Genomic DNA, 17,205 nt, shown 5'->3' with positions numbered 1-17,205 from the left:
CACGGAGGACGGCCCTGTGCGCATCCATCGAGGCGGCCCGGCGCTCGCCGGTCTCGCGCTGTGCCTCGGCGTCCTCGCGGCGTGCGGCGGCTCGTCCGGGGGCCAGGCGAAGGGCGACGCTGCGCCCCCGCCGACCGTGGGCGCCACCACGCCGCAGAACGCCACGGGCGCGGACCCGGCTGACCCCGCGGACCCGGCGAAGCCCGGGGCGGCGGACGGCTCCTCCCTGCGAGGCAAGGTGATCGTCATCGATCCCGGGCACAACGGCGGCAACGCCTCGCACCCGTCCGAGATCAACAAGCAGGTGCAGATCGGCAACGGCAGCAAGGCGTGCGACACGTCCGGTACCAGCACGAACGCCGGATACGACGAGCACGCCTTCACCTGGGACGTCTCGAACCGGCTCGCCAAGCTGCTGCGGGCGAAGGGCGCGAAGGTGACGCTGACCCGCACGAACGACACCGGTGTGGGGCCGTGCATCACCGAGCGCGCCGCCATCGGGAACCGGCTGGGCGCCGACGCCGCGCTGTCGGTCCACGCGGACGGCGCCCCCGCGTCCGGCCACGGCTTCCACATCATCGAGCCGATCGCGGTGAAGGGGCACAACGCTAAGGCGGTGCCCGCCTCGCTCAGGCTGGGCAGGATTCTGCGCGACGCCTACCACTCGGGCACCGGCGTCCCGTACTCCACCTACATCGGTGAGAAGGCCCTGGACAGGCGCGACGATCTCGGCGGCCTGAACCTGTCCACGGTGCCGAAGGTCTTCATCGAGTGCGGCAACATGCGCAACGCGGGCGACGCGGCCAAGCTCTCCAGCGCGCCGTTCAGGCAGCGCATAGCCGAGTCCCTGGCCAAGGGTTTCGCGTCCTACTTCGGCTGACCGCGCCGCCCTCCCGTCAGCCCTTCACCTCGCGCAGGCGGCCGGTCTCCACCTCGTAGACGAAGCCGCGGACCTGGTCGGTGTGCGGGATGAACGGGTCGGACCGGACGCGTCCGATCGACTGGCGGACGTCCTCGTCCAGGTCGCCGAACGCCTCGGCGGACCAGTCGGGCTTGAGGCCGGTCTCGCGCTGGATGTCGGCCTTGAACGCGTCGTCGGTGAAGGTCAGCATGCCGCAGTCGGTGTGGTGGATCAGGATGATCTCGCGGGTGCCGAGGAGCCGCTGGCTGATGGCGAGGCTGCGGCGCCCGTCGGCGGTGATCACGCCCCCGGCGTTGCGGATCACGTGCGCGTCGCCCTCGGTGAGGCCGAGGACGCCGTAGGGGTTGAGGCGCGCGTCCATGCAGGCGACGACGGCGACGCCCTTGCCGGGAGGCAGGGGGAGGTCGCCCTTGTCGAAGGATGCGGCGTAGCGCTCCGCGTTGGCGAGGAGTTCGTCCGTCACGCTCATGGTGGTTCCGTTCACTCGGGCCGGATGACGTGCTGCGTAACGAGGATTTCCGATTAAACCAGTAGAGTCAATGGGTAACACGGCGGGGACTCGCAGTGAGAGTCCCCTGGCAGCGGATGGGCCGTGGATCGGCCGCGCGGACGTGACGCGGACATGGCGCGGACGGGACACGGACAGGGCGTGGACGGGACACGGACAGGCCCGCGGCGGGCAGTATGGGCGGGTGCCTGATCTTCGTGCGCCCCTCGACCGCGTCCGTGCCGTCCTGGACGGGGCGGACTACACCGTGGACGCCGTGCGCGGCCTGCTCGGCCCCGTGGCGGGCGGTGCGCTGGCGCGCGACGAGATCGTCCCGGCGCTGCGCGCCACGCGTGGCGGGTCGCCGCTGGAGGCGCTGACCCGGCTGTTCTGGCTCCAGGTCCCCGTGGACGTGAAAGCCCTCGATGCCGCCGCCCTGCCGGTGGACGCTCTCGTCGCGGCCGGGTTGGCGGAGGTGTCGGGCGGCGAGGTGCGGGCGCTGCTGCACGTGGAGCCGCTGGAGTCGGTGGACGGCGGCGGGGACGGCGGCGGCGAGCTCGGCGACGGCGGCATGGAGGACGGCGACGGCGGTGGGGAGGACGGCGACGGCGGGGATCGTTGCCGAGGCCGTGACGGGCACGCCGGGTACGCGGTCTCGGATCTGAAAGTGCGGCCCGGCTCGGGGCGCGTCGTCCCGTCCGATCATGTGGTGGGGGCGGGCGGTGCTTCAGGCAGCCTCGCGCGGCTGGTTGTCCACAGGGCTGTGGACAACATCCTCGATCTCGGGACGGGATGCGGCGTCCAGGCGCTGCACCTGGCGGCGCGGAACCCGTCCGCGCGGATCACGGCCACGGACGTCAACCCGCGCGCCCTGAAGCTGGCCGCGATGAGCTTCGCGCTCTCCGGCGCGGACGGCGTCGAACTCCTTGAGGGGCCGTTCCTGGAGCCGGTCCGGCGGCGGCGGTTCGACCTGATCGTCTCGAATCCGCCGTTCGTCGTCGCGCCGTCCGGCGACGGTGGCCGAAGGTTCACCTACCGGGAGTCGGGGCTGCCGGGCGACGACTTCTGCCGCCGGCTCGTCACCGAGGCGCCCGCGTTGCTGGACGACGGCGGGCACGTCCAGCTGCTGGCCAACTGGCTGCATGTCGAGGGTGTGCCGTGGGACGAGCGCGTCGGCGCCTGGGCGCGGGAGTCGGCCTGCGACGCGTGGATCGTGCAGCGGGAGGTGCAGGACCCGGCCGAGTACGCGGAGCTGTGGCTGCGCGACTCCTGCGAGGCCGGGACGCCCGAGTACCACGCCCGGTACGAGGCGTGGCTCGGCCACTTCGAACGCCAGGGCGTGACGGGCGTCGGCTTCGGATGGATCACGTTGCGGCGGTCCGGGGCGGACCGGCCCGCCGTCAGGGTGGAGGAGATCCGGCATGCCGTCGAGCAGCCCGCCGGAGCGTACGTGGATCATGTCCTGGACGGGCTCGCCGCGGCGGAAAAGTTTTCCACAGTCTGTGGACAGCCGGTGCTGCGTGCGGCTCCCGGGATCGTCCAGGAGCAGATCGGCGAGCCCGGCGCCGAGGACCCGGAGCGGATCGTCCTGCGGCAGTCCGGACGGCTGCGGCGCGCGGCGGGCGTCGGCACGGTCGAGGCCGCGCTCGCCAGCGTCTGCGACGGCACCCTCCCGCTGGACCCCCTGCTGGACGCGATAGCCCGGCTCACCGGCATGGACCCCGACGAGGTGCGCGCGCACGCGGCCGCCGTCCTGCCCGAGCTGATCGCGGACGGGTTCTTCGAGGTCCCCTGAGGCGCTGGCGGCCGCATGCCCTAGGCGGTCGAGGCAGCCTGCCCGAGGCGTCGGCGGCGGGCGGCTCGGGGCGTCAGGGGCGGCGGGCGGCGGCGATCGTGGGGAAGGCGCTGCCCCGCAGGCGCCGGGACAGGCCGCGGTTGAGCCGGTGGGCCCACAGCGGGCCGCCGTAGATCATGCCGGTGTAGCCCTGGACGAGCGTCGCCCCGGCGCGGACGCGCTCCCAGACGTCGTCGGCGGTCTCGACACCGCCCACCGATATCAGGACGAGACGGTCGCCCGTGCGGGCGCGCAGGCGGCGCAGGACGTCCAGGGACCGGTCCTTGAGCGGGGCGCCCGACAGGCCGCCGGTCTCCTTCACCAGGCCCGCCTCGCTGCGCAGGCCCTCCCGCCCGATGGTGGTGTTGGCGGCGATCATGCCGTCCAGCCCGAGTTCGAGGGCGAGGTCGGCGACGGCGTCGACGTCCTCGTCGGCGAGGTCCGGGGCGATCTTGACCAGCAGCGGGACGCGGCGCGGGGACGAGCGGTCGGCGGCCTCGCGGACGGCCGAGAGCAGCGGCCGCAGGTGCTCGACCGCCTGGAGGTCGCGCAGCCCGGGTGTGTTGGGGGAGCTGACGTTCACGACCAGGTAATCGGCGTGCGGGGCGAGCCGCTCGGTGCTCGCCACGTAGTCGGCGGCGGCCTCGCCCTCCGGGACGGCCTTGGTCTTGCCGATGTTGACCCCGACGATCGTCCCCGGGCGGCGGTGCCGCAGCCGGCGCGCGGCGGCCTCGGAGCCCTCGTTGTTGAAGCCCATGCGGTTGATGACCGCCCGGTCGGCGACGAGGCGGAACAGCCTCGGGCGCGGGTTGCCGGGCTGGCCGCGGCCGGTGACCGTCCCGACCTCGACGTGGCCGAACCCGAACGCGCCGAGCGCCTCGTAGGCGAGGGCGTCCTTGTCGAACCCGGCGGCGAGTCCGAGCGGGCTGGGGAAGTCCAGGCCCAGCGCCCGGACGGCCAGCGCGGGGTCCCGCGGCGCGAGGACGCGGCGCAGCAGCGGCGCGGCACCGGGAACGGCCTGGATCGCGCGCAGCCCCCGCAGCGTGAGGTGGTGGACGGTCTCCGCCGGTACCCGGGTGATGACGCGTGAGAAGAGAAGTCGATACATCGCCCGCCAGTATCCCAGCCGCTCCGGTCAGCGGCCGAGGAAGGTCCGGCGGAGCGTCAGGCGCACCTCCCGGCCCGTCTCGCGCACCGTCCGGCGGACCATGCGGATGGGGTCGCCGACCGAGACACGCCAGGCCGCGCGCACCCCACGCCCGGCGGGACGCAGGACGCTCGTCCCGACCCAGCGGGCGGGGGAGACGGCGAGCGTCCACCACAGCCGGCGCAGCACGCGCGCAGCGAGCCGCCATGTTCCGGCGGCGGCGCGTCCGAGCGGCGCGAGGACATATCGGTACACGAAACGGGCGGGCGGGACGAACAGGACGCGTCCCAGCCAGGCCAGCCCCCGCCCGAGCAGCCGCCACGACCATGCCACGGCGGACCAGAACGTGTTCCAGCCGTCGGCGACGACACTCCCCACAGAGGCGAGAAGCCGACCGACGCCGCGTCCCACCCAACCCAAGCCACGTCCCACCCAAACGAACCCGCGCCCCACCCAAAGCAAGCCGCGGCCCGCCCAGGCGAGTCCGGCGCCGATGCCCCGGGCCGCCCAGGCGATGCCTTGGCCGACGACGCGGAACACCCAGGCGAGGCCGAGCAGCGGCGGCCGCAGCACATAGCGCCACAAGATGACGGCAGGCAGCACCACGAAGACGGCCAGTACCCAGCCGGTACCCACCGCGATCGCCCTGCCGAGCCGGGCGAGGAACCGTCCGGCGGGGGACAGCAGGACACGGTGGAACCAGCGGGCCAGCCGTCCTGTCCCCCGGCCGAGGAGGCGCAGCAGGCCGAGCGACAGCACGACCGCGAGCCACCGCAAAGGCCGGACGAGCAGCCGGACGACCAAGACGTCGAACAGCCAGGCGACGCCCGCACCGAGCCCGCGGGCGACGGCAGCCGCCAGGCGTCCGAGCGGCGCGAGCACCCCGCCGTAGAACGCGTTCCAGGCGCGGGCGAGGATCCGGCCGATTCCGGCCGGGATCAGCAGCAGTCCCCGCAGGACGGCGGCGACGCCGCGGCCCGCGAGTCGGATCAGGTCATAGCCGAGCCGGAGCGGGACCACGACCACGAGCGCGACCACCCGCACGGGCACGACGAGCCACGCCGGACCGGACGGTTCAGCCCTGCCGGTCCCCGGCGTACCGGGCCCGGCCACGGGGGCGGGCGTCTTGCGGAGGCTGACGGGGACGCCCGCGCCCGCAGGGTCGTCCTGCGTGCGACGGCCGTCCTTGGGGGGTCGGGCGGTCGCCACATCACACCTCGGAACGGTCGAAAGTTGCTCGATGGGAATTCGACCTGTCCGGACGGCGATGGGTTCCCCTCCCGGAGGCCGGGTTGAACCCGTTTCGCGCCCGTCACCGTACTGCCCCACGATCCGGAGGAGCGGTGCGGCCGCTCCGCCTCGATCGCCGTACGGGAACCGGACCGGAGCCGGAACTCAGATCGACAGGAGGACATGATGAAATTCCCACGTTGGGCGATCCCCGCCGCGGCCGCCCTGACCGCCACCGGGGTGGTGCTCACGGCATGCGGGCAGGAGAAGTCGGGGAGCCAGCAGAACGCCGCCGCGGGATCCAAGCAGAGCCCCTCCGCGGAACCGTCCGCCGAGCCGTCGGAGCCGCTGCCGGAGCCGACCGTCCTGGAGGTCGCGAGCGTCACCAAGCTCGGCAAGGTCGTCACGGACGGCGAGGGCAAGACGCTGTACCGCTTCGACAACGACACCGCCCGGCCCCCCGCGTCCACGTGCATGGACGCGTGCGCGAAGGCGTGGCCGCCGGTGTGGGCGACCAGTGAGGAGCCCGAGGTCAAGGGCGTCAAGCAGTCGCTGGTCGGCAAGGTCAAGCGGCCCGACGGCAAGTGGCAGGTCACGCTCGACGGGTGGCCGCTGTACAAGTACGCCAAGGACCAGAGCCCCGGCGACGTGAAGGGCCAGGGCGTGGGCGGCACCTGGTACGCGGCCGCGCCGAACGGCAAGAAGGCGCTCGCCGCGGCGAAGCCGGAGAAGGAGCCGGAGGCCCCCGCGAACAACCGCTGGGCGGGCTGGACGGTCCTCAAGGTCCGGCAGGACCCGAAGCTCGGCCTGATCGCCACCGACGGGAAGGGCAACACGCTCTACCGCTTCGACAAGGACACCCCCAAGTCGGGGAAGACGACGTGCTTCGGCGCCTGCAAGAAGGCATGGCCGCCGGCGGTCTTCAACGGGTGGAAGAAGCTCAAGCTGGAGGGCGTCAGCAAGAAGAACGTCAACTTCATCGAGCGTGCGGACGACGGCAAGTGCCAGCTCACCATCAACGGCTGGCCGATGTACTACTTCGCCAAGGACCAGCAGCCCGGCGACACCAAGGGACAGGGCGTCGGCGGGGTGTGGTGGGTCAGCACCCCTGAGGGCAAGAAGGCCATCGCCACCGGCGGCGGCTCCGGCGGCTCCGGCGGGTCCGGTGGCGACGGAGGCTACGGATCGGGTGGAGGCTACTGATCCGTTCACCCGGCGGCCGCTGAGCCGCCGGCACCGTGCCGGACCCGGCACAGCGCCCGACCCCCGTCGCGGGCGCGAACCGGTCCCACAGACGAAGGCGCGGAAGACTCGTGGGTCGGTCGGGGTCCGCGAGGCTTCCGCGCCTTCCTTCATGCCCGCATGTCCGTGAAATCCGCTGACACGGGTGTGGACATCGTTGCCTGTGGGCAGGTTTCCCTCGCCGATCACGCTCCGGATCTCGACAGTCACCTGATCCGGTGTTCGAATGGAGATCGGTTCCGCCATGGACGCGGCCCGGCGAAGTGCCCGCCCATGGTGGGTGGCTTCGGGAGGCCCGATGGTCAAGCGAGTCCGACGAGCCGGACGAGTGGAGAGGGGCAGGCGGCGGGGCAGGGCGGCCCGTGGCCGGGGGGGTGGCCGCAGAGGCGGCCGGGGTGGCGGCCCGCTGCGCGCGGCGGTGGCGCTGACCGTGCTGGCCGGTGGCCTCACGGCGTGTTCCGGCGGTGGCGGCACCCCCACGCTGAACTGGTACATCAATCCCGACGACGGCGGCCAGGCCAAGCTCGCCGCGGCGTGCACGCAGGCGTCCGGCGGCAAGTACCGGATCAAGACGTCGGTGCTGCCCAACGACGCGACGCAGCAGCGCGAGCAGCTCGTCCGGCGGCTGGCCGCGAAGGACTCCGGGCTCGACATCATGAGCCTGGACCCGGTGTACGTGGCGGAGGCCGCCAACGCCGGGTTCCTGCGCCCGTTCCCGGCGGGCGAGGCGGCCCGGTTCACCGAGGGGGTGTTCCCGCCCGCCGTCCAGAACTCGACGTGGGAGGGCAGGCTGTACGCGGCGCCGTTCTGGGCGAACACGCAGCTGCTCTGGTACCGCAAGTCCGCCGCGAAGAAGGCCGGCATCGATCCGAAGGCGCCCGGCTTCACGTGGAACGAGCTCATCGACGGCGCCGTGCGCTCCGGGACGACGGTCGGCGCGCAGGGCAACAAGTACGAGGGCTACATGGTGTGGATCAACGCCCTCATCGCGTCCGCCGGCGGGCGGATCATCAGTGACGCCGAGAAGGGCGACGACGCCACCATCGACATCGACTCGCCGGCCGGACGGCAGGCCGCCGCGATCATCCGCAAGCTCGCCCGGTCCAGCGCCGCGAGCCCGACGCTGTCCACCGACATCGAGGAGCAGGCGAGGTCGCTGCTGAACGGGCCGCGCGGCGGGTTCATGGTCAACTGGGGCTACATCTGGCGGGCCGAGAACGGCGACGCCAAGGACGGCGTCATCGACAAGCGCATCCCGGCCGACCTCGACTGGGCCCGCTACCCGAGGGTGAACGCGAACCAGGAGAGCAAGCCGCCGTTCGGCGGCATCGAGCTCGGCATCGGCGCGTACGGCAAGTACAAGGACACCTTCTCCGTCGAGGCCGTCAGGTGCATCACCTCCACCGAGAACATGAAGAAGTACATGATCGACTCGGGTAACCCGGCGGCCCGCGCCGCGGTCTACGACGACCCGGAGATCAAGAAGGAGTTCCCGATGGCCGGGCTGATCCGCGACTCCATCAACGCCGCGGCGCCCCGTCCCATCACCCCCTACTACACCGACGTGTCCGGTGCCGTGCTGAGCCGCTGGCACCCGCCCGCCTCGGTCGACCCCAACACGACGCCGGCCCGGTCCGCGGAATTCATCCGCCAGGTCCTGCGCGACCAGGCGCTGCTCTGAAGGGACGGAAGATGACCGCAGTGCACAGCGCGCCGGCCCCCGGGCAGAGCAGGGCCGGGCGCGCGGAGATCTCCGACCGGAGCCGCGCCGAACGCCGTCTCGGGCTGCTGCTGTCGGCGCCCGCCGTGCTCGTCATGCTGCTGGTGACCGCGTACCCGCTGATCAACGCGCTGTACCTGTCGCTGTTCAGCTACCGGATCACCGCGCCGGACGACAAGCGCTTCGTCGGCCTCGCCAACTACTGGACGGCCCTGTCGGACCCCCTGTTCTGGCAGGACGTGTTCACCACGTTCTTCATCACGTTCGTCACGGTCGCCGTGGAGCTCGTCATCGGGTTCGGGCTCGCGATGGTGATGCACCGGGCGCTGTTCGCGCGCCGGACCGTCCGCACCGCGATCCTGCTGCCGTACGGGATCGTCACCGTCATCTCGGCGTTCGCGTGGCGATACGCGTTCGACCTCCAGTCGGGGTTCGTGAACTCCTGGTTCGGGCTCGGCGACTACGCCTGGTTCTCGGGCCGCTGGTCGTCCCTGTTCGTGATCATCCTGTCGGAGATCTGGAAGACGACCCCGTTCGTGTCGTTGCTGCTGCTCGCCGGGCTGGCGCAGGTGCCGCGCGACCTCGGCGAGGCCGCGACGGTGGACGGCGCGACCGCGTGGCAGCGGCTGCGCCGGGTGACGATCCCGAACATGAAGGCCGCGATCCTCGTCGCGGTGCTGTTCCGCACCCTCGACGCGTGGCGGATCTTCGACAACGTGTTCATCATGACGGCCGGCCAGCAGAAGACCGAGACGCTGTCGTTCCTCACCTACCGGCAGACGATCACCCGGACCGCGATCGGGCTCGGCGACGCCGTCGGCGTCCTGCTGTTCCTGTCGGTGGTGCTGATCGCGTTCGTGTTCATCCGGGGGTTCCGCGTGGACCTGTCCCAAGTGCGAGGTGACCGGTGATGGAGAGCACCCGTTCCAAGTGGCTGTGGATCCTCGCGTCCCTGCTCATCCTCGTCTGGACGGTCTTCCCGATCCTGTGGATCGTGATGCTGTCGTTCAAGCAGCCCGGCGAGGTCGGCAACCAGAAGGGGTTCTTCCCCAAGGACTGGACGTGGGAGAACTACCGGACGGTCTTCAAGACCGACCTGTTCACCTCCGCGCTGGTCAACTCGATCGGCATCTCGGTGATCGCGACGTTCGTCGGGGTGGTGTTCGCGACGCTCGTCGCCTACGCCATCGCCCGGCTGGAGTTTCCCGGTAAGAAGCTCATCCTGTCGTTCGCGCTGGCCATCGCGATGTTCCCGGTCGTGTCGCTCGTTGGCCCGCTGTTCAACCTGTGGCGCGACATCGGCCTGTACGACACCTGGCCCGGCCTGATCATCCCCTACATCTCCTTCGCGCTGCCGCTCGCGATCTGGACGCTGTCGGCGTTCTTCCGTGAGATCCCGTGGGAGATGGAACAGGCCGCGCAGGTGGACGGGGCCACCACGTGGCAGGCGTTCCGGAAGGTGATCGTCCCGCTGGCGGCGCCCGGCGTGTTCACCGCCGCGATCCTCACCTTCTTCTTCTGCTGGAACGACTTCGTGTTCGGGATCTCGCTGACGTCCTCCGACCAGGCGCGTCCCGTCCCGGCGGCGCTCGCGTTCTTCACCGGCGCGTCCCAGTTCGAGCAGCCCACCACCGCCATCTGCGCGGCGGCGGTGGTGGTGACCGTGCCCGTCGTCGTCATCGTCCTGGCGTTCCAGCGCCGCATCGTGGCCGGGCTGACGTCCGGCGCCGTCAAGGGCTGAGCCCCGAGAGGGAGAACCATGGCCGCCATCACCATGAAGAACATCGTCAAGCGGTACGGCGACGGTTTCCCGGCCGTGAACGAGGTGTCCCTGGACGTCCGGGACGGCGAGTTCATGATCCTGGTCGGCCCGTCCGGCTGCGGGAAGTCCACGCTGCTGCGGATGATCGTCGGGCTGGAGGACATCACCTCCGGCGAGATGCTCATCGGCGACCGGGTCGTCAACAGGGTCGCGCCGCGCGAGCGGAACCTGTCGATGGTGTTCCAGAACTACGCGCTCTACCCGCACCTGACCGTCTACGAGAACATCGCGTTCCCGCTGCGGCTCGCCAAGACCTCCGACGACGAGGTGCGGCGGCGCGTCACCGAGACGGCGGAGCTGCTGGAGCTGACCGAGCACCTGGAGCGCAAGCCCGCGAACCTGTCCGGCGGGCAGCGGCAGCGCGTCGCGATGGGCCGCGCGATCGTCCGGCAGGCCGACGCGTTCCTGTTCGACGAGCCGCTGTCCAACCTGGACGCGAAGCTGCGCGGCCAGATGCGCACCGAGATCTCCCGGCTCCAGCGGCGGCTCGGCGTCACGACCGTGTACGTCACGCACGACCAGACGGAGGCGATGACGCTCGGCGACCGTGTCGCGGTGCTGCGCAAGGGCGTCCTCCAGCAGGTCGGCGGCCCCCGCGAGCTGTACGAGGAGCCCGTCAACCTGTTCGTGGCGGGGTTCATCGGGTCGCCGTCGATGAACTTCCTGCCCGCGTCCGTGGACGGGAGGTTCCTGGAGACCCCGCTCGGCCGGTTCGAGGTCCGCGACGACCGGAAGGCCGCCGCCGTGCAGGGCCGCGAGGTGGTGCTCGTCGGCATCCGCCCGGAGCACTTCGAGGACGCGTCGCTGGTCGGGGAGGAGAAGAAGGGGCGCGGCAGCATCGTCCAGGCGCACGTGGACGTCACCGAGTGGCTGGGCAACGAGCTGTACGCCTACGTCCCCTACGAGGCGCCCGCGGATCTCGCCGCGCAGCTGCGCGACCTGTCCCGCGAGCTCGACAGCGACCAGCTCCGCACGCAGGCCGTCGTGGCGCTGGACGCGGGCAGCGCCATCACGCCCGGACGCGACGCCGAGCTGTGGATCGACACGTCCCGGATCCACATCTTCGATCCGTCCACCGGCGAGAACCTCACCCGGGACGAGGAGCACGTCGCCCGGCTCGGCCGCGCCGCCGAGGAGTCGCGGGAGGCGCAGCGCCGCGCGCAGCGGGAGCACGCCGCGCCCGCCGACGGCGCGTCCGTCGCCGAACCCTGACATGCGGTTCGTGTTCAGCCCTCCGGCGGAGGCCGCGTCCGGCCTGCTGGACCTGCCGTGGCACGAGCCGCTGGAGGAATGGAGCGACGAGCGGCTCGTGGAGATCAGGCAGCGGGGGCTGTCGCGGCATCCCGTCCGGTTCGTGTCCGAGGCCGGGGTCGTGTACGCGCTGAAGGAGCTGGACACGCGGCTCGCCCGCCGCGAGTACCGGCTGCTCCGCCGCCTGCGCGACCTCGGCCTGCCCGCCGTCGAGGTGGTCGGGATCGTCGTCGACCGTCCCGGCCTGGACGCGATCCTCGTCACCCGGTTCCTGGACCACTCCAGCTCCTACCGGGCCCTGTTCGCCAACACCCGCTACGGCCACCCCGTCGACCGCCTCCAAGACGCCCTGGTCGAACTGCTCGTCCGCCTCCACCTGGCGGGTTTCATGTGGGGGGACTGCTCGCTGTCCAACGTCCTGTTCCGCATGGACGCGGGCGCGTTCGCCGCCTACCTGGTCGACGCGGAGACGGCCGAGCTGCACCCGTCCCTGTCGGAGGGCCAGCGCCGCTACGACATCGACCTGGCCCGCGAGCGCATCGCCGGTGAGCTGTTCGACCTGCGCGCCGCCGGGACGCTGCCCGCCGTCGACCCGGTCGGGATCGCCGACGGCACCGTCCACCGCTACGACGCGCTGTGGGACGAGCTGACCCGCGAGGAGATCCTGCACCCGGACGACCAGCGCCACCGCATCGCCGAACGGCTCCGCCGCATCAACGCGCTCGGCTTCGACGTCGACGAGGTCGAACTGGTCGACGCGGGGCCCGGCGGCGCGCGCCTGCGCGTCCGCACGCGCGTGGCGGAACCCGGCCACCACCGCCGCATCCTGATGGCCAGGACCGGCCTCGGCGCGCAGGAGAACCAGGCGCGCCGCCTCCTGAACGACATCGCCGGTTACCGGGGTCACCTGGAACGGGTGAAAGGCGGCCCGGTCCCCGAGGTGGTCGCGTCCAACATGTGGCTCGCCGAGGTGTACGAGCGAGTCGTCCGCGCGATCCCGGCGGGCCTCCGCGACCGTCTCGACGAGGTCGAGATCTTCCACGAGATCCTGGAACACCGCTGGTTCCTGTCGGAACGCACGGGCCGCGACGTCGGGACCTCGGAGGCGGCGCGCGACTACTTCGCCTCCGTCCTGCCGACCGTCCCCGAGGACCTGACCGAGACCGGACGGCCGCCAAGTTGATCTTGTCTGAGACGATCGGTGACATGTACGAGCGCTTCGCCCACGAGTACGCCGCCCACGCCGAGACCAGCGCCTACAACGCGCTCTACGATCGTCCGGCCGTCCTCGGCCTCGCGGGCGACGTCTCCGGGCGGACGGTCTTCGACGCGGCCTGCGGCCCCGGGCTGTACGCCCGCGAGCTGCTGGACCGCGGCGCCCGCGTCCTCGGCTGCGACGCGTCCCCGACCTTCGTCGCGATGGCCCGCGAGCGCACCGCCGGCCTGGCGGACCTGCGCGTCCACGACCTCGCCGACCCCCTCACCTGGGTCGAGGAGGGCTCGGTCGACCTGGTCGTCCTCGCCCTGGCCTTGCACTACATCGACGACCGGACGGCCCTGCTCCGCGAGTTCCGCCGGATCCTCGCCCCCGCCGGGGCGCTCGTCCTGTCCACCGAGCACCCCACCACGGCGTGGCTCCGCCTGGGCGGCTCCTACTTCACCACCGAACCCGTCGAGGAGTCCCTCAGCGACGAGCACGACTGGCCCATCCGCGCCTGGCGCCGCCCCCTCACCGTGACCTGCGCCGAGTTCCGCGAGGCGGGATTCCTGATCGAGGAACTCCTCGAACCCCGTCCCGCCCCCGAGATGGCCGACCGCTACCCCGACGACCACACCAAGCTCACCGAGTTCCCCGCCTTCATCGCCTTCCGCTTGATTCCCGTCCGGTAAGGGGCGGCCATTCCGCCTGGGTTCACGATGCTGTCGGGTGGGTGACTGTGGACTGACATGATCGTCAGTTGGCGGGGGGTCGTGGGCGGTGGTACTGCCATGCTCGCCCACTGGGCGAAAAACGCTGATGAAACGGACGGTGACCTACGGATGCCGTCCGTCGAATCGGGCCCCGGCGCGGAAATTATGGGTTAGTCATGGGTTCCGGGTGAGCGGTGGCGGAGAGGGCGCCCGTCCGCGGGCGCACGGCCGGGCGATCACCTCGCCGGACGCGGCGTGCGTCCGTCGACAAGGAGGCTGTTTCCGTACGCGGATGAGCAATCGGCGGCCTGTTGTTTACTTTTGTCACAATCCGCGGATGCGCTGTTAAGTCATACCGTAGGCTCCGCCACAAGCGGACCTGGAAGCCTCGAAAACCGCCGAAGCCGTCCTCTGGTCCGGCCCGCCGCGCGCCCCGGCTGGCCGGTGATGGACCGCTCCCGGCTCCGAAAGGTCAAGAACAAGCCGTCCAGCGCGTTGCCCGGTCACTCACCGCAGGTGGTCGAGCGCGATGCGCTTCGATCCTTGTGTGGTGATGCAGTGACACTCGGCACGACGGACCACGTCTCCCGCGATCGCGGCGCCTCGCGGCGGGCCGCCTCGTGAGCGGGAGGATGGAGCGGCTGGGCGAGCCGCTCGGTTTCACCGCCGACCCGGGGGAGGGGCGCCGGGCGCGGCGCACCGTCCGCGAACGCGCCGCGAAGGTCGTGGGCGACGCCTCGCTGCTGGACGACGTCGAGCTGATGAGCGCCGAGGCCATCGCCAACGCGATCCTGCACGGCTCCGGGCTGATCAGGGTGACGGTGGCGACGGACGGCCGGCGGCTGCGGGTGGAGGTCGCCGATGACGGCCCGGCGCGGACCGACGTGCACCGGCGCCGCCGCATCGACCACGGGCGCGGGCTCACCGTCATCGACGCGCTGGCGGAGGAGTGGGGCCTGGAGCAGACGACCCGCCGCACGCAGCTGTGGTTCGAGGTCGACGCGGCCGGCGCCCGCCTGGCCGAGATCTGACGCCTGCCGATCGCGCGACCGGGCCGGTCTCTTGTGGGGGGACGACCCCCCACACCCCCCGGAACGGAGCGGTCCTTTGTGGGGACGGCCCCTTACACCCTCCGGAACGGGCCGGTTCTGCCGCACTCCGCTCTCCCAGGCAATCTTTCGATGCGCATATTTCAAGTGTGGGTAGGGTGGGCGGCGATGGCGACGACGACCGGTGAGACGACGACCGGCGGGCTGCGCGAGCGCAAGAAGGAGGCGACGCGCAGGGCCCTGCACGAGGCCGCGATGCGGCTTGCGGTCGAGCACGGCCTGGACGAGGTCACGGTGGAGGCCATCGCGGACGCCGCGGGCGTCTCCCGGCGCACCTTCTCCAACTACTTCGCCGGCAAGGAGGACGCGCTCCTCTACGGCGACGAGCAGCGGATGCGCCGGCTGCTGGAGAACTTCGGGTCGCGGCCGCCCGGCGAGACCTCGTGGGCGGCGCTGCGCGCCTCGTTCCGCGCGTTGCTCGCCGAGCAGGGCGAACCCGATCCGCAGTGGGCCGCGCAGGCGCGCCTCGCCCGCGCCCATCCGTCCGTCCTGTCGCGGCAGCTCGGCCACTACGCCGCGTTCGAGCGCTGTATCGCCGACCTGATCGCCGCCCGTGACGGGCTGCCGCCCGGTGCGCTGCGCTCCCGCGTGATGGCGGGCGCGTTCATCAGCACGCTGCGGCTGGCGGCGCACCTGTGGACCGACGACCAGCCGTCGCGGCCCCTCGGCGAGGTGGCCGACGAGCTCTTCGAGGAGATGGCGCGGCCCTTCCGCTGACGGCGTCCCTCACCGCCGGGGGATGTTGCGGAGGTTGCTGCGGGCGAGGTCGAGCATCTTGCCGACGCCGCCGGTGAGGACGGTCTTCCCCGCCGCCAGCGCGAAGCCCTTGACCTGCTGGGGCGTGACGTGCGGCGGGATGGACAGGGCGTTCGGGTCGGTGACGACGTCCAGCAGGTACGGGCCTGGCGCGGCGAGCGCGCGCGACAGCGCGGGGCGGACGTCGGCGGGGCGCTCCACCCGGGCCGACTCGATCCCGGCGGCCTCGGCGATCGCGGCGTAGTCGACGGCCTCGTGGTCGGTCTCGTAGGCGGGCAGGCCGTCCACCATCATCTCCAGCCGCACCATGCCGAGCGACGCGTTGTCGAACACGATGATCTTCACTGGGACGCGGTGGAGCCGCACCGTGAGCAGCTCGCCGAGCAGCATCCCGAGCCCGCCGTCGCCGGAGACGGAGACGACCTGGCGGCCGGGCGCCCCGAACTGCGCGCCGATCGCGTGCGGCAGCGCGTTCGCCATCGAGCCGTGGACGAACGAGCCCATCACGCGGCGGCGCCCGTTCGGGGTGATGTAGCGGGCGACCCAGACGTTGCACATGCCGGTGTCGACGGTGAAGATCGCGTCGTCATCGGCGAGGTCGTCCAGGACGCTCGCGACGTACTCGGGGTGGATCGGGACGTGCCTGTCGATGTCCCGCGTGTAGGCGGAGACGACGTTCTCCAGAGCGCGCGCGTGCCGATGCAGCATCTCGTCGAGATAGGCGTGGTCCTGCTTCTGCTCGACCTTGTCCAGGACGAGGCGGAGCGTCACCCCGATGTCCCCGTGGACGGCCAAGTCCAGCGGGGTGCGGCGACCCAGCCTGGAGGGGTCGTCGTCCACCTGGATGGTGTTCTTCCCCGGCAGGAACGGGTCGTACGGGAAGTCCGTGCCGAGCAGCAGGACGAGATCGGCCTCCTGCATCGCCTCGTAGCAGGCGCCGTAGCCGAGCAGGCCGCTCATGCCCACGTCGAACGGGTTGTCGTACTGGATCCACTCCTTGCCGCGCAGCGCGTGCCCGACCGGCGACAGCACCTTGTGGGCCAGCGCCATCACCTCGGCGTGGGCGTTCCTGACGCCGGCGCCGCAGAACAGCATCACCTTCCGCGCGCGGTTCAGCGCGCCCGCGAGCCGCTCGACCTGGTCGGCCGGGGGGTGCACGGCGCCCTTGCGGACGAGGAGGGCGTGGTCGCCGGCCGGTCCGGCGGCGTCCTCGCTGGCGGTGTCGCCGGGCAGGGTGACGACCGCGACCCCGCCGAGCCCGACCGCGTGCTGGATCGCGGTGCGCAGGATCCGCGGCATCTGCGCCGGGCCGTTGATCATCTCGCAGTAGTGGCTGCACTCGGTGAACAGCCGCTCGGGGTGGGTCTCCTGGAAGTAGCCGCTGCCGATCTGGGTGCTCGGGATGTGCGAGGCCAGCGCGAGCACCGGCGCGCCGGAGCGGTGCGCGTCGTACAGGCCCTGGAGCAGGTGCGCGTTGCCGGGCCCGCAGCTTCCCGCGCAGACCGCGAGGCGTCCGGTGACCTGCGCCTCGGCCGCGGCGGCGAACGCGCCCGCCTCCTCGTTGCGGACGTGCACCCAGTCGATGCCGCCCGTGCGGCGGACGGCGTCCACGACCGGGTTGAGGCTGTCGCCGACGACCCCGTAGATCCGGCGGACGCCGGCCTGCCGCAGCACCTCGATGAACTGATCGGCGACCGTCGCCATCGTCCCCCCACGTACCGTGATCGTTCGAGGGGGACATGCCCGATGATCGTCGCACTGACACCCGGACGGT

General features: G+C 71.8%; 15 protein-coding genes. 11 read left to right on the top strand and 4 right to left on the bottom strand.

What is annotated here, in order from left to right:
* Positions 1-16: 16 nt before the first annotated feature.
* The gene (locus tag AGRA3207_RS18945) at positions 17-880 is read left to right on the top strand and encodes an N-acetylmuramoyl-L-alanine amidase (RefSeq protein ID WP_338028286.1); all 864 of its coding nucleotides are present in this window, start codon (positions 17-19) and stop codon (positions 878-880) included.
* Positions 881-896: 16 nt separating this feature from the next.
* Here AGRA3207_RS18945 and AGRA3207_RS18940 read toward each other — a convergent pair whose 3' ends face one another.
* Positions 897-1,391, bottom strand: coding sequence for a beta-class carbonic anhydrase (locus AGRA3207_RS18940; protein ID WP_231336054.1), 495 nt, complete (start codon positions 1,389-1,391; stop codon positions 897-899).
* A gap of 223 nt (positions 1,392-1,614) precedes the next feature.
* On the opposite strand from AGRA3207_RS18940, the gene AGRA3207_RS18935 reads away from it, so the two are divergent.
* A complete protein-coding gene (locus AGRA3207_RS18935; protein WP_231336053.1) occupies positions 1,615-3,204 on the top strand; it encodes a DUF7059 domain-containing protein in 1,590 nt (529 codons plus the stop codon).
* A gap of 73 nt (positions 3,205-3,277) precedes the next feature.
* Here AGRA3207_RS18935 and AGRA3207_RS18930 read toward each other — a convergent pair whose 3' ends face one another.
* The gene (locus AGRA3207_RS18930; protein WP_231336052.1) at positions 3,278-4,351 is read right to left on the bottom strand and encodes a quinone-dependent dihydroorotate dehydrogenase; all 1,074 of its coding nucleotides are present in this window, start codon (positions 4,349-4,351) and stop codon (positions 3,278-3,280) included.
* A gap of 27 nt (positions 4,352-4,378) precedes the next feature.
* Positions 4,379-5,599 (bottom strand): hypothetical protein, encoded by a 1,221-nt coding sequence (locus AGRA3207_RS18925; RefSeq protein WP_231336051.1) that lies wholly within the window; start codon positions 5,597-5,599, stop codon positions 4,379-4,381.
* A gap of 207 nt (positions 5,600-5,806) precedes the next feature.
* Between AGRA3207_RS18925 and AGRA3207_RS18920 the strand changes: the two genes are divergently transcribed.
* The 9 genes from AGRA3207_RS18920 (at position 5,807) to AGRA3207_RS18880 (ending at position 15,392) form a co-directional block, all read left to right on the top strand.
* Positions 5,807-6,823, top strand: coding sequence for a hypothetical protein (locus AGRA3207_RS18920; RefSeq protein WP_231336050.1), 1,017 nt, complete (start codon positions 5,807-5,809; stop codon positions 6,821-6,823).
* A 457-nt stretch (positions 6,824-7,280) separates the two neighbouring features.
* Positions 7,281-8,543: an extracellular solute-binding protein gene (locus AGRA3207_RS18915; protein WP_231336049.1), complete on the top strand. Its 1,263-nt coding sequence runs from the start codon at positions 7,281-7,283 to the stop codon at positions 8,541-8,543.
* Between the two features lie 11 nt (positions 8,544-8,554).
* Entirely contained in the window at positions 8,555-9,493 is a 939-nt protein-coding gene (locus AGRA3207_RS18910) for a carbohydrate ABC transporter permease (protein WP_231336048.1), read from the top strand.
* On the top strand, positions 9,493-10,323 hold the full coding sequence (locus AGRA3207_RS18905; protein WP_231336047.1) for a carbohydrate ABC transporter permease: 831 nt from the start codon (positions 9,493-9,495) through the stop codon (positions 10,321-10,323). The genes AGRA3207_RS18910 and AGRA3207_RS18905 overlap by 1 nt, the downstream gene beginning before the upstream one ends.
* Before the next feature lie 18 nt (positions 10,324-10,341).
* Positions 10,342-11,616 (top strand): ABC transporter ATP-binding protein, encoded by a 1,275-nt coding sequence (locus AGRA3207_RS18900; protein WP_273700055.1) that lies wholly within the window; start codon positions 10,342-10,344, stop codon positions 11,614-11,616.
* Between the two features lie 10 nt (positions 11,617-11,626).
* Positions 11,627-12,838: a DUF4032 domain-containing protein gene (locus tag AGRA3207_RS18895; RefSeq protein WP_231336046.1), complete on the top strand. Its 1,212-nt coding sequence runs from the start codon at positions 11,627-11,629 to the stop codon at positions 12,836-12,838.
* Positions 12,839-12,861: 23 nt separating this feature from the next.
* Entirely contained in the window at positions 12,862-13,545 is a 684-nt protein-coding gene (locus AGRA3207_RS18890) for a class I SAM-dependent methyltransferase (protein ID WP_231336045.1), read from the top strand.
* A 641-nt stretch (positions 13,546-14,186) separates the two neighbouring features.
* Positions 14,187-14,597, top strand: a complete 411-nt coding sequence (locus tag AGRA3207_RS18885) for an ATP-binding protein (protein ID WP_231336044.1) — start codon at positions 14,187-14,189, stop codon at positions 14,595-14,597.
* 186 nt (positions 14,598-14,783) lie between these two features.
* On the top strand, positions 14,784-15,392 hold the full coding sequence (locus AGRA3207_RS18880; RefSeq protein ID WP_231336043.1) for a TetR/AcrR family transcriptional regulator: 609 nt from the start codon (positions 14,784-14,786) through the stop codon (positions 15,390-15,392).
* A gap of 9 nt (positions 15,393-15,401) precedes the next feature.
* On the opposite strand, the gene AGRA3207_RS18875 is transcribed toward AGRA3207_RS18880, so the two are convergent.
* Positions 15,402-17,135 (bottom strand): pyruvate dehydrogenase, encoded by a 1,734-nt coding sequence (locus AGRA3207_RS18875; RefSeq protein WP_231336042.1) that lies wholly within the window; start codon positions 17,133-17,135, stop codon positions 15,402-15,404.
* Positions 17,136-17,205: the final 70 nt, after the last annotated feature.

Origin of the sequence: Actinomadura graeca (assembly GCF_019175365.1) — a bacterium.
GTDB lineage: Bacteria > Actinomycetota > Actinomycetes > Streptosporangiales > Streptosporangiaceae > Spirillospora > Spirillospora graeca.
This window is presented reverse-complemented; position numbering and strand designations above follow the sequence as displayed.